Below are 26056 nucleotides of genomic sequence, written 5' to 3'. Positions count from 1 at the left end.
CCGACCGGAAAAGTGCCAACCCGCCCGTTGCTGCGGCTCCCGACGCCAACGGTGGTGGTCAGCACACCATACCCGGACCCGCCCCGCCCCGGAAGTGGAGCGACCGCCCCACTTCCGCACCCTCGCGTTCAACCCCCCGCAAGCCCGCCGTCGACCCGCCGTCAGCCCCGGCTCGGCGCGGAGCGCCACAGGGTCAGCCGCTGCCAGGCCGCCAGGCCGTCCGGCACCCAGGGCCACTCGCCGAGCCGGGCGGTCACCTCGGACTCCGGCAGGAAGCCGTGCCAGGCGACCTCCTCCCGCTGCGGCTCCACCTCGACCGGGGTCCGGGTCTCGTACACGGCGGACCACCAGGTGTGCTCCGGCGACTCGTAGAGGAAGCGGAACAGCGGGGTCGGCGCCAGGCCGCTCACCCCGAGCTCCTCCTCGGCCTCCCGCTTGGCGGCGTCGTCGTAGGACTCGCCGGCGCCGACCACCCCGCCGACGAACATGTCGTACATCGACGGGAACACCAGCTTCCGCGGGGTCCGCCGGTGCACGAAGACCCGCTCGTCCTCGTCCCGGGCCAGCACGAACACGCACCGGTGCCGGAGCCGCCGGGCGGTCGCCTCCCCCCGGGTGGCCCGGCCGACCACGCGGTCCTGCGCGTCGACGATGTCGAGCAGTTCATCCACGTTCAGCGGCTCGTTCAGCGGCTGAGGAACCCCCGGAGTGCCCATGGGGACATCCAAGCACGCCCCTGTGGCACTGTCAGTCCACCGGACGGCCCGACAGCGTCGGCCGGAGCACCCCGGTTTGGCCGTCGGGGCGGGCGGTGGTTGGCTTGCCGCACGCAGGCAGACCACGCGTGCGAGCGCAGGGGTAGCAGGAGGAGTACGGCCATGGGCCAGGTTTACGCGGTCAGCGAGCGAGTGCTGGACGGCTCGCCGGAGCAGGTGTTCGCGGCGTTGGCCGACTACGAGAAGACCCGTCCGGGGCTGCTCCCGGCGCAGTACAGCGAGTACCAGGTGCGCGAGGGCGGCCAGGGCGCCGGGACGGTCGTGCACTGGAAGCTCCAGGCGACCGAGAAGCGGGTGCGGGACTGCCTGTTCACCGTCACCGAGCCGTCGCCCGGACGGCTGGTGGAGACCGACGCCAACTCCAGCATGGTGATCACCTGGACGGTCACCCCGGCGGGCGAGGGCAGCTCCAAGGCCGTGGTGGAGACCACCTGGGAGGGCGCGGGCGGCATCGGCGGCTTCTTCGAGCGCACCTTCGCGCCCAAGGGCCTGGGGCGGATCAACGACCAGGTGCTGGAGCGGCTGGCGGCGGCCGTCGCGCAGGGCCCGGCCGCCTGAGCGAGCGGCGGACCGAGCGGGTCCGGGCGTCCGTGCGAGGCCCGGACCACGGCTTGGACGGCCGTGCGAGCAGACTCCCCGGGAGAGTGAATTTGGCGACCGCGCCATCGCGGTCACTTTCCCTCCAAGTCGACATACCGTCTCGGTTGTGGCTGGTCGTAGCGGTGTCAACACCCGTAGCACCGGCTTGAGATGACGATATGACCGGTTCGAGAACGATGTGTGCCCGCTGCGATGATCCGGGCCATGTCGGTGATCGAAGCGGCCCGAACGGCCCCGGTAGCACCTCCGGTAACGCAGCCCGAGCGCCCCCGGGCCGGTGGCCCCGCCGGGCCCGCCCGCGCGGAACTGAGCAAGCGTCAGACCCGGCTGGTGTTCGCCGGGTTGATGATGGCGCTGCTGCTCGCCGCGCTCGACCAGACCATCGTCGCCACCGCCCTGCCGCGCATCGTCGGCGACCTCGACGGCCTGGAGCACATGTCCTGGGTGGTCACCGCCTACCTGCTGGCCTCCACCGTGGTACTGCCGGTCTACGGCAAGCTGGGGGACCTGTGGGGACGCAAGTGGGTGTTCCAGTTCGCCATCGTGGTCTTCCTGGTCGGCTCCGCCCTCTCCGGCTGGGCGCACAGCATGAACGAGCTGATCGCCTTCCGCGCGCTCCAGGGCATCGGCGGCGGCGGGCTGATGATCGGCGTCCAGGCGATCATCGGGGACCTGGTCCCGCCCCGGGAACGCGGCCGGTACATGGGCCTGATCAGCGCCGTCTTCGGGATCGCCTCGGTGGCCGGGCCGCTGCTCGGCGGCTGGTTCACCGACGGCCCCGGCTGGCGCTGGTGCTTCTACGTCAACCTGCCGCTGGGCCTCGCCGCGCTGGTGGTCACCGGCCTGGTGCTGAAGTCCCCGCGCCGTGAGCGCGGCCCGGGGCAGCGCCGTCCGCGGCTGGACGTCGCCGGTTCGCTGCTGCTCGCGGCCTGCGGCACCTGCCTGGTGCTGGCGTCCAGTTGGGGCGGCGGCCAGTACGCCTGGGGCTCACCGGTGATCATCGGGCTGCTGGCCGGGGCGGTGGCCTCGCTGCCGCTGTTCCTGCTGGCCGAGCGCTACGCCGCCGAACCGGTGATCCCGCTGCGGCTGTTCCGGGACAGCGTGTTCAACGTCTCCGGTTCGATCGGCGTGGTGGTCGGCGTGGCGCTGTTCGGCGCGGCCAGCTACCTGCCGAGCTTCATGCAGATGGTGGACGGCGCCAGCGCCACCGGCTCCGGGCTGCGGATGCTGCCGATGATGGGCGGGATCGTGGTCGCCTCCATCGGCGCCGGGCAGCTGATCAGCCGCTCCGGCCGCTACCGGGTGTACCCGCTGCTCGGCGGCGCGCTGTCGACCGTCGGCATGGTGCTGCTCGGCAGGCTCCAGGCGGACACCTCCTACCTGTGGCAGAGCGTGGCGATGGGGGTGCTCGGCCTCGGTGTCGGGCTGGTGCTGCCGGTGCTGGTGCTGGTGGTGCAGAACTCGGTGGACCAGAGCGACCTGGGCGCGGCCACCTCCGCCAACAACTACCTGCGGCAGATCGGCGGTTCGGTCGGCGCGGCGGCGGTCGGCACGCTGTTCAACTCCCGCCTGACGCACCAGCTCGCGCTGCGGCTGCCGCTCCACAACGGGCTGCCGCCGGTGAACTCGATCACCCCGGAGCTGGTCCGCACGCTGCCCGGGCCGCTGCGGCTGGCCTTCGTCGACTCCTACGCGGCGGCGCTGCCGCGGGTGTTCCTCTACCTGGCGCCGGTCCTGGCGCTGGGCTTCCTGCTCGCCTTCCTGCTCAAGGAGAAACCCTTGGTCACCCACGCGGCCCCCGAGCCGGGCCCTGACGCGGCGGCCGGTCTGCTGACGGTCGAGATCAGCGACACGGCGGTCCCCACCCAGTCCGCGCAGCAGCAGTCCGCGCAGCCGCAGCCGGTCCAGCCGCCGCCCGCCCCCGGCATCCCGGTGGCCGGCACGGTGCTGGAGCCGGACCGGGCCGCGGTGCCCCGGGCCGTGCTCACCCTGGTCGACATGGAGGGCCGCCAGGTCGCCCGCTCCGGCAGCGGTCCGGACGGCCGGTTCGCCCTGGCCGCGCCCAGGGGCGGCAACTACGTACTGATCGCGGCGGCCTCGGGCCACCAGCCGCAGGCGGTCACGGTCGCGGTGGGCGGGCGCCCGGTGGAGCTGGACATCGTCCTCGGCGGCACCGGCCGACTCAGCGGCGCGGTCCGCAGCGCCGAGGGCGCGCCGGTCGCCGACGCCGCGGTCACGCTGACCGACGGCCGCGGCGAGGTGGTCGCCACCGCGCACGCCGACTCCGACGGCGAGTACCACTTCCGCGACCTGGTCAGCGGCCGCTACACGCTCGCCGTCAGCGCCCGCGCCTACCGGCCGGCGGCGCTCGCGGTGGAGGTGGCGGCCAGCGGCGAGACCCGGCAGGACGTGGCGATGGCGGGCAGCGGCACGCTCCGCGGCACCGTCCGCACCAGCAACGGCCACGCCGTGGCCGAGGCCCGGGTCACCCTGCTGGACTCGGCGGGCACCGTGGTCGCCGCGGTGACCACCGGCGCCGACGGCAACTTCCGCTTCACCGACCTGGAACCGGGCGAGTACACGGTGATGGCCAGCGGCTACCCGCCGGTCGCCACCGCGCTGCGGATCGAGGACGGCCACACCGAGCGCGACCTGCACCTCTCGCACCGCCTGGACGACTGACCCGCGCAGGTCACCGGTGATCGCCCGCACGGGTGGATCATGTCCGCCACCTGAGTGAGCGCGGCGCTCGTGTTCGGTTGCCGCGCCCTAGGTTGATCGCCGTGCCCCTGACGATCCTTCATGTGTCCCAGCCCGTCGACGGCGGCGTCGCCCAGGTGGTGGCCGACCTGGCGCGCGGCCAGGTCGCGGACGGCCACCGGGTGGTGCTCGCCTGCCCCGAGGGCGGGCGGCTGGCCGGGATGGCGGTCACCGCCGGGGTACGGGTCCGCACCTGGACCGCCGGGCGCGGTCCGGGCCCCGGACTGCCGGGCGAGGTGGCCGCGTTGCGCCGGGTGATCGCCGAGAGCGACCCGCAGCTGGTCCACCTGCACAGCGCCAAGGCCGGACTGGCCGGACGGCTGGCCCTCCGGGGCGCCCGGCCGACCGTCTTCCAGCCGCACGCCTGGTCGTTCGCGGCGGTGTCGGGACCGGTGGCCGCGGCCGCGCGGGTCTGGGAGCGCCGGGCGGTCCGCTGGACCGACCGGCTGCTGTGCGTCAGCGAGCAGGAGCGCCGCGAGGGCGAGGCGGCCGGGCTGCGCGGGGTGTGGGCGCTCGCGCCGAACGGCCTGGACCTGGACCGCTTCGACTCCGCCCGGCTGCCCACCCGCGACCGGGCCCGGGCGATCCTCGGTCTGGACGACGACCCGGCCGCCCCGGTCGCCGTCTGCGTCGGCCGGCTCTGTCGGCAAAAGGGCCAGGACGTGCTGCTCCGGGCCTGGGCCGGGGTGCCCGCGCGGGTCCCCGGCGCACGGCTGGTCCTGGTCGGCGACGGGCCGGACCGGGCCGCCCTTGAGGAATTGGCGGCGGAACTCCCGGACCCCGACAGCGTCCGTTTCGCCGGTCCGGTCGAGGACCCGCGCGACTGGTACGTGGCGGCCGACCTGATGGTGCTCCCCTCCCGCTGGGAGGGGATGGCGCTGGCCCCGCTGGAGGCCATGGCCTGCTCCCGGCCGGTGCTGCTGACCGATGTGGCCGGGTCCCGCGAGTGCCTGCCCGCGGGAGCGCCCGGGCCGGTACCGCCGGGCGATCCGGACGCGCTGCGGGAGGCCCTGGCCGCTCGGCTGGCCGACCGCGAGGGCTGTCGCGCCGAGGGGCTGCGGGGCTGGCTGGACGTCTTCGACCGGCGCGATGTGCGGCTCACCCGGGAGCGGGTGGCACGGGTGTACCAGGACGTGCTGAGCGAGCGCCGAAACGGCGCAGAACAGACATATGACGATAAAGGTATGACTATTAGTCATTAGGGTGAACAACAGGCGTTCGCGCTGAATTCATGTGTCTTATGTCGGTAATGTCCAATTCACCTGCCACATTCTTCTCGGTGAGTCCAGCCGGATGCCGGGCGCGGCAGCAGGTGCTACCTCGACCCCGCCCGTGGCAGCAGGCGGCCTCTGACGCCACGGACCTAGAGCAGGGGAGTACGTGCGCTGATGACCACCATCGACAACGATGAACTGCCGCCCCCGGGCCTCGCGGCCACCACCTCGGGCCACGGGCTGCTCGCCCTCGCCCGCAGCGCGACCGGCGGCGTCCAGGACCGCGTCGCGCCGGTCCGCCCGGCCACCGGAACGGACCGCGCCGAACCCCGCGGCGGCGGACTGCCCACGGCGCTGCTCGTGGTCGACGGCCTGGCCGTGTTCGCCGCCGTCGCCGCCGCCGGCAACCGCGACCTGTTCGGCGCGCTCTGGGCGGCCAGCGGGCTGTTCCCGGTCCTGGTGCTGTTCAACAACGCGGGCGGGCTCTACCGGACCAGGCTCGCCCCCTCCGCCCTGGACGAGTTCCCCGCGCTCAGCGGCCGGGCCGTCGCCTCGGCTGCGTTCGCGCTCACCCTCGACCACTGCCTGCACGGCCTGTGGCCGAGCGCCGTCCCCGAGGACGGCCGACTGCTGCTCGGGCTGCTGCTCTGCCAGCTCGCCCTCGACCTGCCCGGCCGCGCCGCCGTCTACGCGGTGCTCCGCCGCACCCGGCGGCGCCACCCGAGGCCGACCCTGATCGCCGGGGCCGGGCAGATCGGCCGCCGGGTCGCCGCCGCGCTGCTGGAGCACCCCGAGTACGGCCTGCGCCCGGTCGGCTACATCGACTCCGAACCGCCGCTGGGCCCGGCCGAGGAGGCGGTCCTGGCCGCCGCCCCGGCGCTCGCCCCCGGCCTGGCCGCCAGCGCCGCCGTCCCGGTGCTCGGCGGCCCCGAGGCACTGGACCTGGAGATCGCCGGGCAGGACGTCACCGACGTGATCATCACCTTCGGCGGCAGCGGCGACCCCCAGGCCGCGCGGACGCTGCGCACCGCCACCCGGTACGGCTGCGAGGTGTGGTTCGTCCCCGGCGTCCCCGACTTCGGGGCCTTCGAGTTCGGCAACCGCCGCGCCGCCGCCGTGGACCACCTGTGGGGGTTCCCCTGTCTGCGCCTCGGCCAGCCCGCGATGCACCGCCCCACCTGGGCGGTCAAACGCTGCGTGGACACCGCGCTGGCGGCCGTCGGCCTGCTGCTGGCCGCACCGGTGCTGGCCGGCTGCGCGCTCGCGGTACGCCTGGACGGCGGCCCCGGGGTGATCTTCCGTCAGGAACGGGTCGGCCTCGACGGCCGGCCCTTCACCGTGCTCAAGTTCCGTACCCTGCGCCCCGACGACGAGAACGAGTCGGCCACCCGCTGGAACATCTCCCAGGACCACCGGCTCGGCCCCACCGGCCGCTTCCTGCGGCGCACCTCGCTGGACGAGCTGCCGCAGCTGTGGAACGTGCTGCGCGGCGACATGAGCCTGGTCGGTCCGCGCCCGGAACGCCCCTACTTCGTCGCCCGGTTCACCCACGCCTACCAGAGCTACGGCGACCGGCACCGGGTCCCGGTCGGCATCACCGGATTCGCCCAGGTCCACGGCCTGCGCGGGGACACCTCGATCGAGGACCGGACCCGCTTCGACAACTACTACATCGAGAGCTGGAGCCTCTGGCAGGACGTCAAGATCCTGCTGCGGACGCTCGCCTCGGTCCTTCGCCCCGGCGGGAGCTGACCCGGATGACCCTGCTGACCACCGCCGCACCGCGGCCGGAACCGCCGCGCGCGCTCCGGCGGGTACTGGCCTCCGACCGGCTCCCGGCGGCGCTGGCCGCCGCCACCGTGCTGCTGGTCTGCCTGCCCACCGGCGGCGACCAGGACGTCACCGCCGCCGTCCACGTCACCCCGGCCGACGTGGTCTCGGTCGGCCTGGTCGGCGTCTGCGGGCTGCGCGCCGCCGCCGAGCTGCGCCTGGGCCGGTCCCGGCTGCTGCCGGTCCCGGCGGCGCTGCTGTTCGGCGGGGTGGTGCTGGCCGTCGCCGTCGCCGCGGCCGCCTCGCAGGACCCGGCGCAGAGCCTGTCCGGCTTCGTCCGGATCGTCCAGGTGTTCGTGCTGGTGCCGCTGGCGGTGCTGCTCAGCCTGCGCCGACGGCGGGACCTGCGGCTGCTGCTGGGCGCGCTGATCGCCGCCGCCCTGGTGGAGGGCGCGGTCGGGGTGAACCAGTACCTGACCGGCACCGGCGCCTCCTACGACGGCGGCACCGTCCGCGCCGTCGGTACCTTCGGCGCGCAGGACATCATGGCGATGTCCGCCGTGGTCAGCTACGGGCTGATCGCCGCGCTCGGACTGGCGCTGGAGGCCCGCGCCGCCGGGCGCCGCCGGGCCGCCGCCGGATTCGGGCTGGCCGCGCTGCTGCTGGTGGCGCCGCTGGCGCTGTCGTTCAGCCGCGGCAGCTGGATCGCCACCGGCTGCGCGGTCGGCCTCGGGCTGCTGCTCACCGATGTCCGGCTGCTGCTGCGCGGGGCGGTGTTCGCGCTGGCCGCCGCCGTGGTCCTGGTCGGCGGCCTGGGCCTGGGCGGGGACAGCGTGGTCGCCCGGCTCGGCACCATCGCCTCGGTCACCGGCGGAGCCCCGGACCACTCGGTCAGCGACCGCTACGACCTGTGGGCCACCGCCGGGGCGATCTGGCGGCAGCACCCGGCGACCGGCGTCGGACCCAAGGAGTTCCCGCAGTTCCGGGACGCCCACGCGCCGCTGCGGCTCTCCTCCGGCAGCGACACGGCCGGGGCCGGCGCCGGCTTCAGCCGCGAGCCGCTGCTCTCGCCGCACAACATGTACCTGCTGGTGCTCAGCGAGCAGGGGCTGGTCGGGCTGACCGCCTTCGCCGCGCTGTTCCTCGGCCTGCTCACCGGCCTGCTGCGGCGGGCCTGGCGATCGCGCGCCGCCGCCGCGCCGGACGCCCTCGGCGCGGCCCTGCTCGGGCTGCTGGTCTGGCAGTTGGTCGACTTCCTCTACGCCGACATCGGCGGACCGGCCACGGTGCTGGTCTCCTTCGTCCTCGGCCTGGCCGGGTACGGCGCGTTCGGTGGCGGTGCGTTCGGTGGCGGCGTGCCCGACGGCGGTGCCGAAGCGCTGTGACGCTCACCGCCCCCCGCCCCACCGAGGACGCCCCCCGTGCCGCGAGCGGCTTCCTGGCCCGCGCCTTCGGCATCACCGCGCTGCTCAGCGCCGCCGGTTCGCTGCTCGGCCTGCTGCGCGACCTGCTGCTGGCCCGCCTCTACGGCGCGGACCAGGGCACCGACGCCTTCCTGGTGTCCTGGACCGTCCCGGAGACGGCGGCCCCGCTGCTGATCGAGGACGCCATGGCCTTCCTGATGGTGCCCGCCTTCAGCCTCGCCCTGGCCGCCCGAGCCGAACCCGCCGGGCGGCTCCGGCGGCCGTCCGGCAGCTCGCTGGTCCAGGTCCGGGATCCGGTCCGGGAACTGGTCGCGGCCACCCTGCCGCCGCTGGCGCTGCTACTGGCCGGGCTCTCGGCGGCCACCGCGCTGGGAGCGCCGCTGCTGGTCGGGATGCTCGCGCCGGGCCTGCCCGACCCGGGCCTGGCGGTGGTCTGCACCCGGCTGACCGCGCTCACCGTGCTGCCGTTCGGCCTCACCGGCTACCTCAGCGCCGGACTGCGGGCGCACCACCGCTTCACCGGCCCGGGCGCCGTCTACATCGTCTACAACGCGGGCATCCTCAGCGTGATGCTGCTGCTGCACGGCAGCCTGGGGGTGCGCGCGGCGGCGGCCGGGGTCGCCCTCGGCAGCGCGCTGATGACGGCGCTGCTGCTGCCGCTGTTCGCCCGGCACTGCGGCGGCCTCGCCGCGGCCCGGCGCGGCGGCCACCGGCAGCCGCTGGCGATCAGCCCGCTGGCGCTGCTGCCGGTGGCCCTGTTCACCCTCACCCGGCAGGCACAGGTCTTCGTCGAGCGCTTCCTCGCCTCCTCGCTGGCGCCGGGCACCATCTCGCACCTGAACTACGCCGAGAAGGTCGCCCAGATGGCGATGACCCTGGGCATGATGGTCTGCACGGTCACCTTCCCGCTGGTCGCCCGGGCGCTGGCGGAGGGCGACACCGAGGCCGCCCGCCGCCGGGTCGAGCGGGATCTGGAGCTGGTCGGCGCGGTCGTCCTGGCCGGTACCGCGGTACTCGTCGCCTGCGCCCCCTGGATCGTCGAACTGCTGTTCCAGCGAGGGGCGTTCACCGCGGCCGACACCGCCGCCACGGCGGCGGCGATGCGGGTCTACAGCCTCGGCCTGCTCGGCCAGGCGATGGTCGGCACGCTGGTGCGGCCGTTCTTCTCGGTCCGCCCGGCGGTGAACCCGGGCGGCCCGGCGCTGCGGCGCGAACGCAGCGACTGGTACCCGATCGCCGCGATGGCCCTGGGCCTGCTGGTCACCGCCGCGATCGGGGCCGCCACCGCGCACCGCTTCGGCGCGCTCGGACTGGCCGCCGCCAACGCCGCCGGGATCACCCTGACCGCCGCGCTGCTGCTCGGCGCGCTGCGCGCGCGCGGGGTCCCGGTCCGGGTCCCGGCGGTGCTGCTCACCCAGCTCCGGCTGCTGCTCGCGGGCGCGCTCGCGACCGCCGCCGCGTACGGGGCCGCCAGCCGGGCCGGGACCGACCCGCTGCTCGCGGTGCCGCTGGGCACGGCCGCCGGTCTCACCGCCTTCGTCGCCGCGCTGGCCCTGCTGACCGGTCGGCTACGGACCCACGCCCCGGCGGTCGCGGGGCGGGCAAGGAAAGGAGAGCGGGCATGACCGCTGATACGCCCCGTCAGGAGAGCCGGGACCGGACCGCGTCCGGTCCGCCGATCGCGACCGGCGCGGCGCCGGAGCGGGCCCGGGAGCCGTGGCCGGACATCGGTCCGGGCGGGGCGCCGTGGACGCTGATGTACCACTCGGTCGACGAGGCCCCGGAGGACCCGTACCAGCTGACGGTCACCCCGGCCCGCTTCGCCCGGCAGATGGCCTGGCTCCAGCGCCGCGGCCTGCGCGGCGTGGCGATCGCCGAACTGCTGGCCGCGCACGCCATCGGCCGGGCCGCCGGACTGGTCGGCCTGACCTTCGACGACGGCTACGCGGACCTGCCGGGGCAGGTCCTGCCGGTACTGGAGCGGTACGGCTTCACCGCCACCGCCTACGTCGTCGCCGGACGCCTGGGCAGCCACAACACCTGGGACGCGGACGCCCCGCGCAAGCCGCTGATGAGCCGCGAGCAGGTCCGCGCGGTCGCCCGGCGCGGCCTGGAGATCGGCTCGCACGGCCTCAACCACCGCCCGCTGCGCGGCCTGCCACCGGAGCAGCTGGCGCTGGAGACCGGCCGCAGCCGGGAACTGCTGGAGGACCTGCTGGAGCGCCCGGTCACCGGCTTCTGCTACCCGTACGGCGCGCTGGACCGGCAGGCGGTCGCGGCGGTCAGGGACAGCGGCTACAGCCACGCCGTCGCCATCGACCACTGCGACCTCACCGGTCGCTGGGCGCTGCCCCGCTGCTACGTCGGCGAACGCGACGGCGCCGGGCGGCTGTGCGCGAAGCGGGCCCGACACCGGGTCAGAGCCTGGCGACGGGCCGACCGAGGGAGCATGGCATGAAGGTCCTGCACGTGATCACCGGGCTCGGCGCGGGCGGCGCGGAGCAGCAACTGCGGCTGCTGCTGCGGCATCTGCCCCCGGAGTACCAGTGCGACGTGGTCGCCCTGACCAACCCCGGCATCGTCGCCGCCGGGCTGCGCGCGGACGGGGTCAGGGTCGGCGACCTGGCCATGCGCGGCAACCGGGACCTGGCGGCGCTGCCCCGGCTGGCCCGGCTGATCCGCCGCGAGGGCTACGACGTGGTGCACTGCCACCTGTACCGGGCGTCGGTGTACGGGCGGATCGCCGCCCGGCTGGCCGGGGTGCGGGCGATCGTCACCACCGAGCACTCGCTGCTCGCGCAGACCATCGAGGGCCGCCGGATCACCTTCGGGGTGCGGGCGCTCTACCTGGCCACCGAGCGGCTCGGCCGGTGCACGGTCGCGGTCTCCCGGGCGGTGGCGGAGCGGCTGGCCGACTGGGGGGTGCCCGAGCACCGGGTCCGAGTGATCCCGAACGGCGTCGGCGCGGCCCGCTACCGGCAGCCCGCGCCGGTCCGGGCGGCGACCAGGCAGGCGGTCCGGGCCGCGCTCGGCCTGCCCCAGGACGCCTTCGTCTTCGGCGGGGTGGGCCGCCTGGTCCCGGGCAAGCGGTTCGACATCCTGGTGGACGCGCTCGCCCTGCTGCCGCGGACCGAGGGTGCGCCGGAGGTCCGGCTGCTGCTGGTCGGCGACGGCGGCGAGCGCGCGGCGCTGGAGCAGCGGGCCCGGGCGGCCGGGGTGGCCGACCGGGTGGTGTTCGCCGGGGAGCGCGACGACGTCCCGGAACTGCTCACCGCGATGGACGTGCTGGCCGCGCCGTCGACGGTGGAGACCTTCGGGCTGGCGCTGCTGGAGGCGCTGGCGGCCGGGCTGCCGGTGCGCTGGTCCTCCGGACCGGCGCTGGCCGAACTGCCGGAGGGGGCGGCCCCCGGGGCGCGCCGGACGCTGGCCCGGCCGTCGGCCTACGCGGCCGAGCTACAGGCGCTGCGGACCGGCGGCCCGCGCCGGGCGGGCGCCCCGGCCCAGCCGGAGGCGGTCCGGCACTACGACATGGCCCGGCTGGCCCTCGCCGTCGCCGAGCTGTACCAGCAGGTCGCCGACCACCCGGCGGCCCCGCGGCCCGACACCGCCGAGACCCCCACCCCGCCCGAGCCCGCGCCGCCCAAACCGACCCCGCCGAAGCCCAGCCCGCCGAAGCCCAGCCCGCCGAAGCCCGCGCCGCCGAGGCCCAGCCCGCGACCGATCGTGTCCGTACCGGAGGAGACCCATGGTGACCACTGACCGCAGCCTGCGCCGCTGGTGGCCGATGCTGGCGGCGGTGCCGCTGGGCGCGCTGTGCGGGGGCGGCTACGCGCTCGCCGCCGCACCCGCCTACGTGGCGAACGCCTATGTGATGGCGGTCCCCAGGGGCGGCGCGGACAGCGCCACCGCGGTCAACTTCGCCCAGGCCTACGGTCGGATCATCAGCCAGCCGGAGATCCTGCTCGGTCCGGCGGCGAAGACCGGCCTGCCGCTGGCCGAGCTCAGCGGCCGGGTGGAGGCGGTCACCTCGCCGGACGCGCCGATGATCCAGATCAGCGGCACCGCCGACCGCGCCCGGCTGGCCGCGAAGGAGGCCAACACCGTGGCCGAGTCGCTGGTGGCCTTCGGCAACGCCACCACCGCCCAGACCGGGGTACGGCTGCTCCCGTTCGCCACCGCCGCGGCCCCGGCCGCGCCGAGCTCCCCCTCCCGTGCCATCGACCTGGCGGTCGGCACCGCGGCCGGGGTACTGCTCGGCGGCCTGGTCCTGCTGGCACGCCGGGCACCCGCCGTGGCGGGCGAGCCCGCGGTGCCGGTAGAGCTGGTGGGGGCCGAGGGGCTGGTGGCGGAACTGCCGCAGCCCCGGTCGCTGGCCGAGGGGGAGTCGGTGCCCGAGCGGGAACCGGCGCAGACCGACACCCCGGACCCGGCGGAGACCGCCGCCGAGACCGCCGAGACCGCCGAGACCGCCGAGACCGCCGAGACCGAGACCGAGGGTGAGGCCGAGGCCGACGGGACCGACGAGACCGGGACCGGCGATGAGGCCGGGACCGCCGAGACCGGCGCGACCGACGAGGGCGGGTCCGCGCGGGAGGACGCGCGCGAACGCCCCGCCGCCAAGGCCCGCAGGTGACGGCCCCCACCCTGTGGACCACCGAGGTCCACCGCGACACCGCCGCCTTCGAGGCGCTCGCCGACGAGTGGGACGACCTGCTCGACCGCTGCTCCCCGGCCACCCCGTTCCAGAGCCACGGCTGGCTCTGCTCCTGGTGGCAGTCGTACGGCCGTCAGGGCAGGCTGCGGCTGGTGACGGTGCGCCGGGGCGGACAGCTGGTCGCCGCCGCGCCGCTGATGGTCCGTCGCCGGATGCTGCCGCTGCTGGTCCCGGTCGGTGCCGGGCTCACCGACTTCCTGGACGTCCTGGTCGACGACGAGCACGCCGACCAGGCGGCGGCCGTCCTGGCCCGCACGCTCGGCCGGGAGCTGGGCCTGGCCCGCCCGTGGGCCGCGCTCGACCTGCGCGAACTGCGCCCGGACTCCGCCGCCCAGCACCTGGTCGCCCACTGGCCCGGCGCCGTCCGGACGCTGCCGGACTCGATCTGCCAGCACCTGCCCGGCGTCCCGGTCGAGGAGCTGCTCTCCCGGCTGCCGGGGCGCACCGCCCAACGCACCAAGGTCAAGCTGCGCAAGCTCGCCGCCGCCGGGGTGGAGACCCGGCGGGTCCCGCCGGAGGAGGTGCCGGAGGCCATCAGCGAACTGCTGCTGCTGCACGAACTCCAGTGGCGCGGACGCGGGGCCACCCCCGAGCACCTGCGCGACCGCTTCGCCGAGCACCTGCGCCGCGCCGCCGGGCGGATGTCCGCCACCGACCGGGCCGCCGTCCGCCAGTACCGGCTGGACGGCCGACTGATCGCCAGCGACCTGCTGCTCCAGGGGCCCGACCTGGCCGCCATCTACTTCTACGGGGTCCACCCCGAGGCCCGGGAACAGGTCGACATCGCCGGGATGCTGTTCCGCGAGAGCCTGGCCCACGCCGCCGACACCGGACGGCGCGAACTCAGCCTGCTGCGCGGGGACGAGCCGTACAAGCAGCGCTGGCGTCCGGACCAGGCCCGCAACCAGCGGCTGCTGCTCGGCGGCGGCCCGGCGGTGGCGCTGCGCGCGGGCGGCGCCCGGTTGCGCCGGGCGGTGCTGCGCTCGCTGCGGACCCGCGCGCCCTGGCTCGCCACCGTGCGCGGTCGGCTCCGCTCGCTGCGCGGCTGAACCCCGCCACCCCCGTCGGCCCGCCGCCCCACGGGGGTGGCGGGCCGACGTCGTCAGCGGTGCGTGGCGGAGGGGACCGGGACCGCCTGCGGCGTGGCGGTCGCGGTCGGCGCGGGCCGGGGGAGCCCCGAGCCGACCGGCCCGGACGGCCGCGGCGTCCCCGCCCCGGCCGCGACGACCGAGGGGCGGCCCCGGCTCGGCACCGGCAGCGGCACCGGCCCCGGCGTGAGCCCCGGCGTGAGCGACGGCGACGGCCGCGCGGAAGCGGAAGCCGCAGCCGCGGCGGATACCGAAGCCGAGGGCGTCGGGGTCGGGGCGCTCAGCATCCGGCGGAAGACCCGGCTGGCCCGGGGGTTGCTCGGGCAGCGCCACACGCCGTGCGGGCAGTAGTCGGTGACGGTCTGGTAGAGGGTGTCGTGGGTGCCGATCCACTCCAGCATCCGCTGCACGTACGCCGGGTCGTCGCCCCGGTTGTACATCCCCCACTCCGGGTACGACACCGGCTTGCCGTGCTGCCTGGCGAAGCGCACCTGGGCCAGCAGGCCGTAGGGCTCGTGGATGTAGCTGTCGAAGTCGGCGGTGACGTCCGGGTCGTCGGCGGCCATGTCGTAACTGTCCATGCCGACCACGTCGGTGACGTCGTCGCCGGGGTAGCAGTCGGGCCAGGGGTGGGCATCCGCGCCCCGGGTCGGCGCGAACTCGAACCGCAGGTGCTGCCCGGGCACCGCGCGCATCGCGGTGACGATCCGGCGCCAGTACCCCTTCCACGCCTCCGGGTCCGGGCCGCAGCGGCTGGTGTAGGTGGTGCCGTTCATCTCCCAGCCCAGGGTCAGCACCGCGTCCGACAGCCCCAGCGCCACCAGCCGCTCGGCCAGCGTGGTGAAGTGCCCGTCGTTGCGGCCGTCCGCACCCTCCCGCAGCAGCTGCCGCACCTCGTCGGCGGGGACGCCGCCCTCGTTGTCGGGCAGCATCGGGGTGCCGATCACCAGCATCCGCTGCGGCTGCTCGGCCTTCCACACCGCCCAGCCGCCCAGCAGCGTCGGGCTGCCCTCGATGTCGTCCCAGTTGTTGCCGGGCAGGTAGGTGTGCCCGACCTGGATCGGCGCCCCGCCCAGCCACTGGCTGACCCTGGCCTCCTCGGCGTCCGACTCGTCGGAGCCGAGGAACAGGCCGAACGGCACCGCGTGCGGCGGCAGCGCGGTCCCGTCGGCCCCGGAGCCCGAGGGCGCGGCGGAACCGCTGGGGGCGGCGCCCGGCGGACCGACCAGCGGGGCCGTTCCGGTGGTCAGCGCGACCAGGCCGCAGGCCGTGCACAGCACGGTCAGCACTGTCAGCAGTACCCGCCACCGCCGCATCGGCCCTCCACCCTCGCTCGCCCGTGGCCCGGTCTCCCACCGTAGGCGTCGCATCTGCCCCCACCTCGCAGGACACACCCGCAGCGGAAGCCACCAGCCGGACATCGTCCGGCAAAGTCGGATATACCGCCGACAAGCCCCTAACGTCGACACATGCGCACCGCCCTGCTCGGCTTCCTCACCCCGCTGGCGCTCCTCGGCACCGCGCTGCTCGGCGCGGCCGTCCGCGACCACCGCCCCGCGCCCTTCGGCGACGACCTGGTCTCCAGGTCCGTCGGCAGCGCCTCCGCCGACGCCCTGCGGCGCGGCGCGGACCGCTCGGTGCAGGCCTACGACCGCCGCGACGGGCACCCGGTCTGGTCCTACCGGAGGCCGGGACGGACGCCGGTGCGGCTGGTCGGCGCGGCCGGGACCACGGTCGCGGTCTGGGACGACGGCATGCTCACCGGGATGGCCCCGGACCAGCCCGCCGTCCGCTGGCACCGGTTCGTCCCCGGCCTGGCCGGGTGGCTGGCCGAGCTGCGCCGGACCGGCGCGACGGCCCGGGGGGTGCTGCTGGCCCCGCTCGACGGCGGCCAGGACTTCCTGGTGCTCACCCCCGGCCTGGTGGTGACGTACACCACAGCCGACGGGGCGATCCGGACCGACACCCTGCCGCCGCCGGGCTGCTCCTACGACCCGGTCCGGGCGCAGCTGGTCGGCGACACGGTGGTGGTGGGCCGTCCCTGCGCTGCCCACGGGGCCGTGGAGGGCTTCGGCCGGGACGGCCGCCGCTGGCAGATCCTGGTCGGCCCGTTCGCCGCCCCGGCCCCGACCGGCGCGGCTTCGACCGGGAGCGACCGGGTGCCGCCGCCGCCCGGGCGCTCGCCCGGCCCTGATACCGGCCCGCCCCCGGTAGACTGGGCATCTTGAGCTGGGGCCGGTGTCGACGGCCCGCGCCAGTGCCGCCCCGGGAGTGTCTTCAGCATGATCGCCGCCAACGCCATCGAACTGCGCGCCGGCGCCCGCATCCTGATCGAGTCGGCGACCTTCCGGGTCGCGCCCGGGGACCGGATCGGCCTCGTCGGCCGCAACGGCGCGGGAAAGACCACGCTGACCAAGGTCCTCGCGGGCGAGGGCACCCCGGCCGCCGGGTCGGTCACCATCAGCGGCGAGGTCGGCTACCTGCCGCAGGACCCGCGCACCGGCGACCTGGACGTCCTGGCCAGCGACCGGATCCTGTCCGCCCGCGAACTCGACTCGGTGCTGCGCAAGATGCGCATCGCCGAGGAGAAGATGGCCAACGGCAAGGGCGCCACCCGCGACGACGCGATGAAGAAGTACTCGCGTCTGGAGACCGAGTTCCTGACCAAGGGCGGCTACGCGGCCGAGGCCGAGGCGGCCACCATCGCCGCCAGCCTGGGCCTGCCGGACCGGATCCTGGCCCAGCCGCTGCACACCCTCTCCGGTGGCCAGCGCCGCCGGGTGGAGCTGGCCCGGATCCTCTTCTCGGACTCCGACACGCTGCTGCTGGACGAGCCGACCAACCACCTGGACGCCGACTCCATCGTCTGGCTGCGGGACTACCTGAAGACCTACCGCGGTGGTTTCATCGTCATCTCGCACGACATCGAGCTGGTTGAGACGGTCGTGAACAAGGTGTTCTATCTGGACGCCAACCGTACCTGCATCGATGTCTACAACATGGGCTGGAAGCTTTACCAGCAGCAGCGCGAGGCGGACGAGAAGCGCCGGAAGCGCGAGCGCGCCAACGCCGAGAAGAAGGCTTCGCAGCTGAACTCGCAGGCCGACAAGATGCGGGCGAAGGCGACGAAGACCGTCGCCGCGCAGAACATGGCGCGCCGCGCCGAGAAATTGCTCTCCGGACTTGAGGCGGTGCGCCAGAGCGACCGGGTCGCCAAGCTCCGTTTCCCGGATCCCGCGCCCTGCGGCAAGACCCCGCTGACCGCCTCCGGACTGTCGAAGTCCTACGGTTCGCTGGAGATCTTCACCGATGTGAACCTGGCCATCGACAAGGGCTCCAAGGTGGTCGTGCTGGGCCTGAACGGCGCGGGCAAGACCACGCTGCTGCGGATGCTCGCGGGCGTGGAGCAGCCGGACACCGGCGAGGTGCTGCCCGGCCACGGGCTGAAGATCGGCTACTACGCCCAGGAGCACGAGACCCTGGACAACGACCGGACCATCCTGGAGAACATGCGCTCGGCCGCGCCGGACATGGACCTGGTCGAGGTGCGCAAGATCCTCGGCTCCTTCCTGTTCACCGGGGACGACGTGGACAAGCCCGCCGGGGTGCTCTCCGGCGGCGAGAAGACCCGGCTGGCCCTGGCCACGCTGGTGGTCTCCAGCGCCAACGTGCTGCTGCTGGACGAGCCGACGAACAACCTCGACCCGGCCAGCCGGGAGGAGATCCTGGGCGCGCTGCGGTCGTTCACCGGCGCGGTGGTGCTGGTCACCCACGACGAGGGCGCGGTGCTGGCGCTGGAGCCGGAGCGGATCATCCTGCTGCCGGACGGCGTCGAGGACCTGTGGAACGAGAGCTACGGCGACCTGGTCTCGCTGGCCTGACCTTGGGCCGGTCGGGCGGCGACTAGTCGGGGATCATGCATCTGGACGAGAAGAGTTCATATCGGATGCGACTTCGTCGCAGCGGGTGACGGAGGAGTTTTTCCGGACCGTCAGGAATCCAGTGCATTCCCCATTTACCGCCGCTGATCAGCATATTCACTTCGTCAGCACAGTTCTGTCGGGGGGCGTGAAGCCCGGTGACGGGCGCTCGGACCGCACGCGGGAACGCCCCTTCGCTCGTAATTTCCCGGTATCGACCTTGCGGAATGGGTGGCCAGAAGGTCCCCCATGGGTGATCATGGGATTCCGACAGAGCACTTGCTACGAGGAGGCACGGGTGGCCGAGACTCTGAAAAAGGGCAGCCGGGTGACTGGTGCCGCACGGGACAAGCTCGCGACCGAGCTCAAGCGGAAGTACGACTCCGGTGCGAGCATCAGGGCACTTGCGGAGGAGACCGGCCGTTCCTACGGCTTCGTCCACCGCATGCTCAGCGAGTCCGGGGTTTCCCTTCGCGGTCGCGGCGGCGCCACGCGCGGTAAGTCCAAAGCTGCCACGGCGGCCGGATCCTGACCCCCCGGTCGCGGTCCATCAGCTAGGGGCGCTGCGGCGCTTCGGCGGTTGGGGGAGTCAACTGTGCCATGCTCCCACCCGGCCGCCGAACGTCGTGTCACGGGTATTACTCTTCAGTAGCTTCGTTCCCCATGCTGCTGGAGGTCCCCGTGTCCACTCCCGCCCGCACCACGCACTCCGGCCCCGGTGCCGACCCGGCCGACTGGGAGCGGACCGGCGTACGGCTGCACGTCGCCGACGCCACCGCCACCGTGACGCTGTGCCGTCCCGAGCGCCGCAACGCCCAGTCGCCCGCGCTCTGGCGCGCCCTGGCCGCCATCGGCCGGTCGCTGCCCGGCAGCGTCCGACTGGTGATCCTGCGCGCCGAGGGCCTGTCCTTCTCCGCCGGTCTGGACCGGGCCATGTTCTCGCCCGAGGGCATCCCCGGCGAGCGCAGCCTGCTGGAGCTCGCCACCGGTGACGGCGAGGCCGAGATCGCCGGGTTCCAGGAGGCCTTCACCTGGTGGCGGCGGCCCGACCTGATCACCGTCGCGGCCGTCCAGGGCCATGCCGTGGGCGCCGGGTTCCAGCTCGCACTCGCCTGTGACCTGCGGGTCTGCGCCGAGGACGTGCAGTTCTCGATGCGCGAGACCTCACTCGGCCTGGTCCCCGACCTGGCCGGGACCAAGCCGCTGGTGGACCTGGTCGGCCCGGCCAGGGCGCTGGAGATCTGCGGTACCGGCCGCTGGGTGACGGCCGCGGAGGCCGACCGGATCGGCCTGGCCAACCTGGTCGTCCCGGGCACCGAACTGGACGCCGCCGCCGCCGACCTCGGCGCCGCGCTGCTGGCCGCCCCCCGGGACGCGCTGATCGAGACCAAGGCGCTGCTCCAGGGCGCGCCCGGGCGCAGCCACGAGCAGCAGCAGGCCGCCGAGCGGGCGGCGCAGGTCCGTCGGCTGCGCGACCTGTCCGGCGTCGGCGAGTAGTCGGCCGCGGTCGTCGGCCGCGGCCGTCGGCCGTAGCCGTCGGGCGGTCGTCAGGAGGCGGTCAGCCGCGCGGTCCCGGTCTGCCGGAGCAGCCGCACCGCCTCGGTGATCGCCGGGCGGCGCGAGGCCCCGGTCCGCCAGAGCGCGAACAGGCGGCGCACCGGGGCCGGGTCCAGCGGTCGGACGACGACCTGCTCCGGCAGCGGCCCCCGGCCCAGCCGGGGCACCAGGGCGATCCCCAGACCGGCCGCGACCAGCGCCACCTGGGTCTCGAACTCCGCCGCCTGGTAGGCCACGTCCGGTTCCGTGCCGCCCGCCCGCAGCGTCCGCAGCAGCCAGTCGTGGCAGACCGTGCCGACCGGCTGGACGATCCAGCGCTCCCCGGCGACGTCCGCGCGGAGCAGTACTGGGCGGGCGGCCAGCGGGTGCTCACGCGGCAGCAGCAGATCGCAGCGGTCCTCGCCGAGCAGGGCCCGGGACAGCCCCTCGGGCGGGGTCAGCGGTGCGATGTCCCAGTCGTGCACGACCGCCAGGTCGACCGCTCCACGGGCCACCAGACCCGGCGCCAGGTGCGGGTCCTGCTCCGACATCCGCAGGTCGAGGTCCGGGTGCCGGGCCGCCAGCGCGGCCAGGACCGGCGGCAGCAGACCGCGCGCGGCGGTGGGGAAGGCGGCCACGGTCAGCACGCCGGTGGGGCGGCCCCGGCGCTCCTCCAGTTCCACCTCGGCCTGCTCGACGATGCCGAGCAGCTTCTCCGCGGTGACCACCAGCAGCCGCGCCGCGTCGGTCAGCGCGACCCCGCGCCCGCGGCGTTCCAGCAGCTGGCTGCCGGTCTCCCGCTCCAGCTTGGCGATCTGCTGGGAGACGGCGGAGGGGGTGTAGCCGAGTGCGGCCGCCGCCGCGCCGACCGAGCCGTGGGCGTCCACCGCGTGCAGCGCCCGCAGCCTGCCGAGGTCCAGCATCGGGGTCCTTCCGCGGGGTCGTGGGTACCGGGCCGAGGGCGGCGGCCGGTCGGACAGCACTGTAGCCGGGGCGCGGCCCCGCTCCGCTCGCCCGTTCGGCGCGCTTCCTTGGCGGCCTCCGCCCGCCCGGCCTAGGGTGTGGGTGATATGGCAGGTTAGGTGTTATCTGCTGTCACTTGCCCGGAATGCCCGACCAGGGGGTCCCCCGACCAGGGAGTCCAGAGGGAGTCCAGATGACCGACATCGCCAAGCCGACCACCCCGAAACCCGGCCCCGAGGCCACCCCGCCGGGGGAGCGGGGACGCACCACCATCGCCGTCAGCGTGGTCGAGAAGATCGCCGGGGTGGCGGCCCGCGAGGTCGACGGCATCTACGCGCTGGGCAGCGGCGCGCGCGGCTTCGGCGCCGTCCGCGAGCGGGTGCCGGGTGCCCGGCCGAACGTCGGCAAGGGCGTCAAGGGCGAGGTCGGCGAGAAGCAGGCGGCCCTCGACATCGACCTGATCGTCGAGTACGACGTACCGATCCACAAGGTCGCCGCCTCGGTCCGGCGCCATGTGATCGAGGCGGTCGAGCGGACCACCGGCCTGGAGGTGGTCGAGGTCAACATCTCCGTCAACGACGTCCACCTGCCGAGCGACCAGGACGAGGACGAGACCGAGAGCAGGGTCCAGTGATGCTGCCCGCGTTCTGCCTGGCGATCGGCATGGCCCTCGGCTTCGCCGGGTACTTCGGCGGCTTCGGGGCGTTCCTGCTGGTCGCGGCGCTGGGCGCGATCGGCTTCGTGGTCGGCCGACTGATCGAGGGCGACCTGGAGTTCGGCGACTTCATCCGGCCCAGGGACCGGAAGCGTTGACGGCGTCGCCCTTCCCCCCGTCGCGCATCCCCGCCGCCGAGCGCGGCGGCCTGCGGATCGCCGACCGGGCGCTGGCCCGGATCGCTGCCCAGGCCGCCAGCGAGGCGCTGGCCGAGCACGCCCCCGAACCCGACCGGCTCGACTTCCCGCGCGCCTCCGCCGACCAGGGCAAGCGCGGTCTGCGGCTGCGGCTCGGCATCGACCTGCCCTACCCGGTGGACATCGCGGCGGCCACCGGCGCGGTGCACCACCAGGTGGTCCGGCGGCTGGAGCAGCTGGCCGGGGCCGCCGAGCCGGCGCTGTCGCTGGTCGTCGAACGCCTGGTGCCGCCCGAGCCCGGCGGCCTGGAGTGAGCGCCCCCGCCCCGGCGGAGGTGACCGCGCCGGAGGCCGCGGCCGGACCGCCGATCGAGCGGCCCCGCCGGTTCTGGTCGGTCCGCCGCAACGCCTCCGCCGTGGTCGGACTGGTCGCGGCCTTCCTGGCCGGTGCGGTCCTCTACGAGGAGATCTACATCCACACCGGGCACAGCGCCCACGGCTGGCGGACCAGGATCACCGACGCGCTGGCCGACCACCCGCTGAACAACTCCTGGGTGATCGCCTCGGCGGCGGTCGGCTGCGTGCTCGGCCTGTGGCTGCTGGTACTCGCGTTCACCCCCGGGCTGCGCGCCCTGCTGCCGATGACCCCCGCCGGTACCGGCGGCCTGCGGGCCGCGCTGGACCGCGCGGCGGTCGCCGCGCAGCTGCACCGGGCCACCCTGGAGACCCCCGGGGTCAGCGCCGCCAAGGTCAGCGTGGGCCGCCGCCGGGCCGCGATCCGGGCCGACGTCCGCTTCGGCGACCACCAGGCGGCCCGGGAGGCGCTGCTGCGCGAGCTGTCGGCGGAGCGGGACCGGATGGGCCTGGCCCGACCGCTGGCGATCAAGGTGAAGGTCAGACCGTCGAGGCAATCAAGGTGAGGGTCGGAAGCTGCCGATGACACGTAGCGTGGTGAACCGCACCCTGCTCGCCGTGGCCGGGATCCTGCTGCTCGGCGGCGGCGCGCTGGCGCTGATCGGCGGGCTGAACCTGGACGCCCGCTGGCACCTGGGCCTGCCGCACGGCTGGCCGTGGACCGATCCGCACCAGGCGGTGCTGAGCCCCGCCGAGCGCACCCGCTGGCGCGGCAGCTCCTGGTGGTGGCCGGTGGTCTTCGGTTCGCTCGCGGTCGCCGCGCTGCTCGCCCTGTGGTGGCTGCTGGTGCAGCTGGGCCGGGGCCGGGCCGGGGACCTGCCGGTGCCGTCCCCGTTCGCGGACCGGACGCGCGGGCGCCGCAGCGGCACCCTGGTCCGGGGCAACGCCCTGGCCAGGGCCGTCGGCACCGACGTCGCGCAGCTGCCCGGGGTGTCCGCCGCCCGGGTGCGGCTGCTCGGCCACGCCGCCCGGCCGAAGGCCGGGATGGCGCTCAGGCTCACCCCGGGGACCGGCGCGGCGGAGGCGCTGCGCTCGCTCGGCCAGGGCCCGGTGGCCCGGGCCCGGGCCAGCACCGGGCTGACCGCGCTGCCGGTGGAGGTCAGGATCCGGGCCGAGAACGGCCCCGCCGGCCGGGTGGACTGAACCCCCGCCGCCCCGTACCGACCGGCGGCTCCTCGGCTCAGCCGGTCGCGGCCAGCCGGAAGGCGGTGTTCACCAGCGCCACATGGGTGAACGCCTGCGGGGTGTTGCCGAGCTGGCGGTTCTCCCGCGGGTCCCACTCCTCGGAGATCAACCCCAGGTCGTTGGCGATCCCGGCCACCCGCTCGAACAGCTGCCGCCCCTCCTCCCGGCGGCCGATCGCCACCAGCGCGTCGGCCAGCCAGAACGAGCAGGCCAGGAACGCGCCCTCCTCCCCCTGGAGGCCGTCCACCTGGGAGTCCTCGGCCTGCCCGGTGGAGTAGCGGAGGATGAAGCCGTCCCGGTCCAGCTGGTCGCGGACCGCCTCGACGGTACCGATCGCCCGGGGGTCGTCCGGCGGCAGGAAACCGGTCTTCACCACGAACAGGGTCGCGGCGTCCAGCTCCTTGCCGCCGTAGTACTGGGTGAACGCGCCCACCGCCGGGTCGTAGCCCTTCTCGCAGACCTCGGCGTGGATGGTGTCGCGCACCTCCCGCCAGCGCTCCACCGGCGCGGGCAGTCCGCAGGCCTCGGCCATCCTCACCGCCCGGTCGAAGGCCACCCAGCTCATCACCTTCGAGTGGACGAAGTGCCGCCGCCCGCCGCGGACCTCCCACAGGCCCTCGTCCGGCTCGCTCCAGTGCTGCTCCAGGAAGTCCATCAGGGTGCGCAGTATCGCCCAGACATGGCGCTCCATCGGGATCCCGGACACCATCGCCAGGTGCAGGGTGTCCACCACCTCGCCGTAGACGTCCAGCTGGAGCTGGTCCACGGCGGCGTTGCCGAAACGCACCGGCACCGAACCCTCGTAGCCGGGCAGCCAGTCGGCGACGGTCTCGGGCAGGCGGCGCTCCCCGGCCACCCCGTACATGGTCTGCAGGTCGGCCGGGTCACCGGCGATGGCCCGCAGCAGCCAGCCGCGCCAGGCCGCCGCCTCGGTCCGGAAGCCCCCGGCCAGCAGCGCGGACAGGGTCATCGTGGAGTCCCGCAGCCAGCAGAAGCGGTAGTCCCAGTTGCGTTCGCCGCCGATCTGCTCCGGCAGCGCGGCGGTGGCGGCGGCCACGATGCCGCCGGTCGGCCCGTAGGTGAGGCCCTTCAGGATCACCAGCGACCGGATCACCGACTCCCGGTACGGGCCCCGGTAGTCGCAGCTGTCCGCCCACTGCTGCCACTGCTCCAGGGTCTCCCGCAGCGAGCGCTCCGGGTCCTGCCGGGGCGGCATGGTGTGGTGCGAGGGCAGCCAGCTGAGCACGAAGCGGACCCGCTCCCCGGCCGTCACGGTGAAGTCGGAGACCGTGGCCAGCTTCTCGCCGAAGGTGTGCACCGGCGGATCGCTGCGCAGCCACACCGAGTCCGGACCGGCCACCGCGACCCGGTGGTGGTCGGTGCGCCGCACCCACGGCACCACCCGGGCGTAGTCGAAGCGCAGCCGCAGCTCCCCGCGCATCCGGACGCTGCCGGACACCCCCTCGACGATCCGGATCAGATCCGGTGTCCGGTCGCGCTGCGGCATGAAGTCGATCACCCGGACGGTGCCCGTCGGGGTCTGCCACAGCGTCTCCAGCACCAGGCTGTCGCCCTGGTAGCGGCGGCTGTCGCAGAGCTCGGCCCCCTCCGGCGCGAGCCGCCAGTGCCCCTGCTCGTCACCGCCGAGCAGCCCCGCGAAGCAGCTGGGGGAGTCGAACCGGGGCAGGCAGAGCCAGTCCACCGAGCCGTCCCGGCCGACCAGCGCCGCCGTCTGCAGGTCTCCGATGAGCGCGTAGTCCTCGATACGTCCGGGCACGGAGTGGGTCCCTTCCAGGCGGGTCGGTCACGGGCGGGTGCGGATCCCGGCCGACGCTACTCCTTGGCGCCGACGCCGGAGGCGGCCGGGGTCGTGGTGTCGGCGGTGCTTTCGGCCGCGCCGTCGGCCGGGTCGTCGGACGCCGCGCCGGACGCCGCCGCCGCTGCCGCCTGCGCGGCCTTCCGCTCGGCCATGTACTCGGCCACGGTCTTCACCGGCACCGGCTCGGCCTTCTGCCTGCCCTCGCCGCGCTGGTCCCTGACGTCCCGTCGGAACAGGAAGAACCAGCCCACCGGGACCATCGCCGCGAACAGCCACCACTGGATCGCGTACGGCAGGTGCACGCCCTTGCCGACCACCGCCATGTCGTCGGTGGTGGACGCGGAGGCGGCGTTGGGACCGGGGATCACCTGCGCCGAGTCGGCCGAGCTGAGCTGCGGGGTGGTGGACACCAGCGCGATGTACCCGGCCACCACCGGGCGGTTCAGGATCCTGCTCTCCAGCGTGCTGTTGATCAGCATCGCCTGGTGCGGCGGCAGCCCGCCGCTGTTGTGGATGCCGGTGACCGCGGTGGTCTCGTCCGGGGCCAGTCGGCCGAAGACGGTGACCGTGCCGGTGGGCGTCCCCGGGACACTCGGGTAGGCGGCGGCGTCGACGCCGTTGGGCGCCACCCAGCCGCGGGCGATCAGCACCGCGTCGCCGTTCGCCAGGATCAGCGGGGTGACCAGGTAGTAGCCCTCGTTGTCACCGGAGTTGTCCTCCCGGTTCCGGATCACGTACTGGTCCCGGACGTCGAACACCCCGGTCGCGGTGACGTGCCGGTACATCTCGCTGTACGGCACGGTCGCGCCGGGGCGCGAGATCCGGTCGATCGGGACCGGCGCCGCCGCCAGGTTCTGCGCGGTGGCCGCGTCGCTGCGGTTGGTCTGCTGGTAGCGGTGGAACTGCCAGATGCCCAGGAGGTACATGACCGGGATCAGCATGGCGAAGACCAGAGTCAGGATCACCCAGCGCCGGGTCAGGAGGATGCGAAGCACGTCCCCGACGGTACCTCTGCACCATTT

The 26056-nt window shown here is 74.7% G+C and carries 24 protein-coding genes; 19 read left to right on the top strand and 5 right to left on the bottom strand.

Features of this window, described 5'->3' with window-relative positions; genetic code table 11:
* Positions 1-161: 161 nt before the first annotated feature.
* Positions 162-716, bottom strand: coding sequence for an NUDIX hydrolase (locus GXP74_RS30530; RefSeq protein ID WP_182454461.1), 555 nt, complete (start codon positions 714-716; stop codon positions 162-164).
* 162 nt (positions 717-878) lie between these two features.
* On the opposite strand from GXP74_RS30530, the gene GXP74_RS30525 reads away from it, so the two are divergent.
* From GXP74_RS30525 to GXP74_RS30480, 10 genes are all read left to right on the top strand, one after another.
* On the top strand, positions 879-1334 hold the full coding sequence (locus GXP74_RS30525) for an SRPBCC family protein (protein ID WP_182454459.1): 456 nt from the start codon (positions 879-881) through the stop codon (positions 1332-1334).
* A 246-nt stretch (positions 1335-1580) separates the two neighbouring features.
* Entirely contained in the window at positions 1581-4058 is a 2478-nt protein-coding gene (locus tag GXP74_RS30520) for an MFS transporter (protein ID WP_225448312.1), read from the top strand.
* Between the two features lie 122 nt (positions 4059-4180).
* The gene (locus GXP74_RS30515; RefSeq protein ID WP_225448311.1) at positions 4181-5338 is read left to right on the top strand and encodes a glycosyltransferase; all 1158 of its coding nucleotides are present in this window, start codon (positions 4181-4183) and stop codon (positions 5336-5338) included.
* Positions 5339-5524: 186 nt separating this feature from the next.
* A complete protein-coding gene (locus GXP74_RS30510) occupies positions 5525-7102 on the top strand; it encodes a sugar transferase (RefSeq protein WP_182454457.1) in 1578 nt (525 codons plus the stop codon).
* 5 nt (positions 7103-7107) lie between these two features.
* Positions 7108-8505: an O-antigen ligase gene (locus GXP74_RS30505; protein ID WP_182454455.1), complete on the top strand. Its 1398-nt coding sequence runs from the start codon at positions 7108-7110 to the stop codon at positions 8503-8505.
* Positions 8502-10169: a lipid II flippase MurJ gene (locus GXP74_RS30500; protein ID WP_182454453.1), complete on the top strand. Its 1668-nt coding sequence runs from the start codon at positions 8502-8504 to the stop codon at positions 10167-10169. The genes GXP74_RS30505 and GXP74_RS30500 overlap by 4 nt, the downstream gene beginning before the upstream one ends.
* A complete protein-coding gene (locus GXP74_RS30495; protein ID WP_182454451.1) occupies positions 10166-11002 on the top strand; it encodes a polysaccharide deacetylase family protein in 837 nt (278 codons plus the stop codon). Before GXP74_RS30500 ends, GXP74_RS30495 begins: the two co-directional genes overlap by 4 nt.
* The gene (locus tag GXP74_RS30490) at positions 10999-12303 is read left to right on the top strand and encodes a glycosyltransferase (protein WP_182454449.1); all 1305 of its coding nucleotides are present in this window, start codon (positions 10999-11001) and stop codon (positions 12301-12303) included. The genes GXP74_RS30495 and GXP74_RS30490 overlap by 4 nt, the downstream gene beginning before the upstream one ends.
* Positions 12290-13177 (top strand): hypothetical protein, encoded by an 888-nt coding sequence (locus GXP74_RS30485; RefSeq protein ID WP_182454447.1) that lies wholly within the window; start codon positions 12290-12292, stop codon positions 13175-13177. The genes GXP74_RS30490 and GXP74_RS30485 overlap by 14 nt, the downstream gene beginning before the upstream one ends.
* Complete coding sequence (locus GXP74_RS30480; RefSeq protein ID WP_225448310.1) at positions 13174-14307, top strand: GNAT family N-acetyltransferase; 1134 nt, start codon at positions 13174-13176, stop codon at positions 14305-14307. Before GXP74_RS30485 ends, GXP74_RS30480 begins: the two co-directional genes overlap by 4 nt.
* Before the next feature lie 53 nt (positions 14308-14360).
* Here GXP74_RS30480 and GXP74_RS30475 read toward each other — a convergent pair whose 3' ends face one another.
* A complete protein-coding gene (locus GXP74_RS30475; RefSeq protein WP_182454446.1) occupies positions 14361-15662 on the bottom strand; it encodes a glycoside hydrolase family 26 protein in 1302 nt (433 codons plus the stop codon).
* 153 nt (positions 15663-15815) lie between these two features.
* Between GXP74_RS30475 and GXP74_RS30470 the strand changes: the two genes are divergently transcribed.
* The 4 genes from GXP74_RS30470 (at position 15816) to GXP74_RS30455 (ending at position 19763) form a co-directional block, all read left to right on the top strand.
* Positions 15816-16574: a hypothetical protein gene (locus GXP74_RS30470; RefSeq protein ID WP_182454444.1), complete on the top strand. Its 759-nt coding sequence runs from the start codon at positions 15816-15818 to the stop codon at positions 16572-16574.
* 54 nt (positions 16575-16628) lie between these two features.
* Complete coding sequence (abc-f, locus tag GXP74_RS30465; RefSeq protein ID WP_182454443.1) at positions 16629-18227, top strand: ribosomal protection-like ABC-F family protein; 1599 nt, start codon at positions 16629-16631, stop codon at positions 18225-18227.
* Positions 18228-18564: 337 nt separating this feature from the next.
* A complete protein-coding gene (locus GXP74_RS30460) occupies positions 18565-18798 on the top strand; it encodes a helix-turn-helix domain-containing protein (RefSeq protein ID WP_182454441.1) in 234 nt (77 codons plus the stop codon).
* A 149-nt stretch (positions 18799-18947) separates the two neighbouring features.
* Positions 18948-19763: an enoyl-CoA hydratase/isomerase family protein gene (locus tag GXP74_RS30455; protein WP_225448309.1), complete on the top strand. Its 816-nt coding sequence runs from the start codon at positions 18948-18950 to the stop codon at positions 19761-19763.
* Between the two features lie 50 nt (positions 19764-19813).
* Here GXP74_RS30455 and GXP74_RS30450 read toward each other — a convergent pair whose 3' ends face one another.
* On the bottom strand, positions 19814-20725 hold the full coding sequence (locus GXP74_RS30450; RefSeq protein WP_182454438.1) for a LysR family transcriptional regulator: 912 nt from the start codon (positions 20723-20725) through the stop codon (positions 19814-19816).
* 233 nt (positions 20726-20958) lie between these two features.
* Between GXP74_RS30450 and GXP74_RS30445 the strand changes: the two genes are divergently transcribed.
* The 5 genes from GXP74_RS30445 to GXP74_RS30425 are packed head-to-tail and all read left to right on the top strand — an operon-like array spanning position 20959 to position 23173.
* Complete coding sequence (locus GXP74_RS30445) at positions 20959-21399, top strand: Asp23/Gls24 family envelope stress response protein (RefSeq protein WP_182454437.1); 441 nt, start codon at positions 20959-20961, stop codon at positions 21397-21399.
* The gene (locus tag GXP74_RS30440; protein ID WP_182454435.1) at positions 21399-21578 is read left to right on the top strand and encodes a hypothetical protein; all 180 of its coding nucleotides are present in this window, start codon (positions 21399-21401) and stop codon (positions 21576-21578) included. Before GXP74_RS30445 ends, GXP74_RS30440 begins: the two co-directional genes overlap by 1 nt.
* Complete coding sequence (locus GXP74_RS30435; RefSeq protein ID WP_182454433.1) at positions 21575-21931, top strand: hypothetical protein; 357 nt, start codon at positions 21575-21577, stop codon at positions 21929-21931. The genes GXP74_RS30440 and GXP74_RS30435 overlap by 4 nt, the downstream gene beginning before the upstream one ends.
* Positions 21928-22536 carry a DUF6286 domain-containing protein gene (locus GXP74_RS30430; protein ID WP_182454432.1) on the top strand — a complete coding sequence of 203 codons (609 nt, stop codon included), beginning with the start codon at positions 21928-21930 and terminating at the stop codon, positions 22534-22536. Before GXP74_RS30435 ends, GXP74_RS30430 begins: the two co-directional genes overlap by 4 nt.
* A 16-nt stretch (positions 22537-22552) precedes the next feature.
* Positions 22553-23173 carry an alkaline shock response membrane anchor protein AmaP gene (locus GXP74_RS30425; protein WP_182454430.1) on the top strand — a complete coding sequence of 207 codons (621 nt, stop codon included), beginning with the start codon at positions 22553-22555 and terminating at the stop codon, positions 23171-23173.
* Between the two features lie 37 nt (positions 23174-23210).
* Here GXP74_RS30425 and GXP74_RS30420 read toward each other — a convergent pair whose 3' ends face one another.
* Together GXP74_RS30420 and GXP74_RS30415 are read right to left on the bottom strand one after the other, a co-directional pair.
* A complete protein-coding gene (locus tag GXP74_RS30420; protein ID WP_182454428.1) occupies positions 23211-24992 on the bottom strand; it encodes a glycoside hydrolase family 15 protein in 1782 nt (593 codons plus the stop codon).
* A 56-nt stretch (positions 24993-25048) separates the two neighbouring features.
* Entirely contained in the window at positions 25049-26029 is a 981-nt protein-coding gene (locus GXP74_RS30415; protein ID WP_182454426.1) for an SURF1 family protein, read from the bottom strand.
* Between the last annotated feature and the right edge of the window lie 27 nt (positions 26030-26056).

Origin of the sequence: Streptacidiphilus sp. P02-A3a, from assembly GCF_014084105.1 — a bacterium.
Lineage (GTDB): Bacteria > Actinomycetota > Actinomycetes > Streptomycetales > Streptomycetaceae > Streptacidiphilus.
This window is presented reverse-complemented; position numbering and strand designations above follow the sequence as displayed.

Bases quoted from the DNA above. Each gene is read 5' to 3' on its own strand.
- abc-f (WP_182454443.1), top strand. From the start codon at position 16,629: ATGATCGCCGCCAACGCCATCGAACTGCGCGCCGGCGCCCGCATCCTG.
- GXP74_RS30490 (WP_182454449.1), top strand. From the start codon at position 10,999: ATGAAGGTCCTGCACGTGATCACCGGGCTCGGCGCGGGCGGCGCGGAG.
- GXP74_RS30445 (WP_182454437.1), top strand. From the start codon at position 20,959: ATGACCGACATCGCCAAGCCGACCACCCCGAAACCCGGCCCCGAGGCC.
- GXP74_RS30450 (WP_182454438.1), bottom strand. From the start codon at position 20,725: ATGCTGGACCTCGGCAGGCTGCGGGCGCTGCACGCGGTGGACGCCCAC.
- GXP74_RS30485 (WP_182454447.1), top strand. From the start codon at position 12,290: ATGGTGACCACTGACCGCAGCCTGCGCCGCTGGTGGCCGATGCTGGCG.
- GXP74_RS30525 (WP_182454459.1), top strand. From the start codon at position 879: ATGGGCCAGGTTTACGCGGTCAGCGAGCGAGTGCTGGACGGCTCGCCG.
- GXP74_RS30510 (WP_182454457.1), top strand. From the start codon at position 5,525: ATGACCACCATCGACAACGATGAACTGCCGCCCCCGGGCCTCGCGGCC.
- GXP74_RS30530 (WP_182454461.1), bottom strand. From the start codon at position 716: ATGGGCACTCCGGGGGTTCCTCAGCCGCTGAACGAGCCGCTGAACGTG.
- GXP74_RS30425 (WP_182454430.1), top strand. From the start codon at position 22,553: ATGACACGTAGCGTGGTGAACCGCACCCTGCTCGCCGTGGCCGGGATC.
- GXP74_RS30470 (WP_182454444.1), top strand. From the start codon at position 15,816: ATGCGCACCGCCCTGCTCGGCTTCCTCACCCCGCTGGCGCTCCTCGGC.
- GXP74_RS30505 (WP_182454455.1), top strand. From the start codon at position 7,108: ATGACCCTGCTGACCACCGCCGCACCGCGGCCGGAACCGCCGCGCGCG.
- GXP74_RS30475 (WP_182454446.1), bottom strand. From the start codon at position 15,662: ATGCGGCGGTGGCGGGTACTGCTGACAGTGCTGACCGTGCTGTGCACG.
- GXP74_RS30440 (WP_182454435.1), top strand. From the start codon at position 21,399: ATGCTGCCCGCGTTCTGCCTGGCGATCGGCATGGCCCTCGGCTTCGCC.
- GXP74_RS30520 (WP_225448312.1), top strand. From the start codon at position 1,581: ATGTCGGTGATCGAAGCGGCCCGAACGGCCCCGGTAGCACCTCCGGTA.
- GXP74_RS30495 (WP_182454451.1), top strand. From the start codon at position 10,166: ATGACCGCTGATACGCCCCGTCAGGAGAGCCGGGACCGGACCGCGTCC.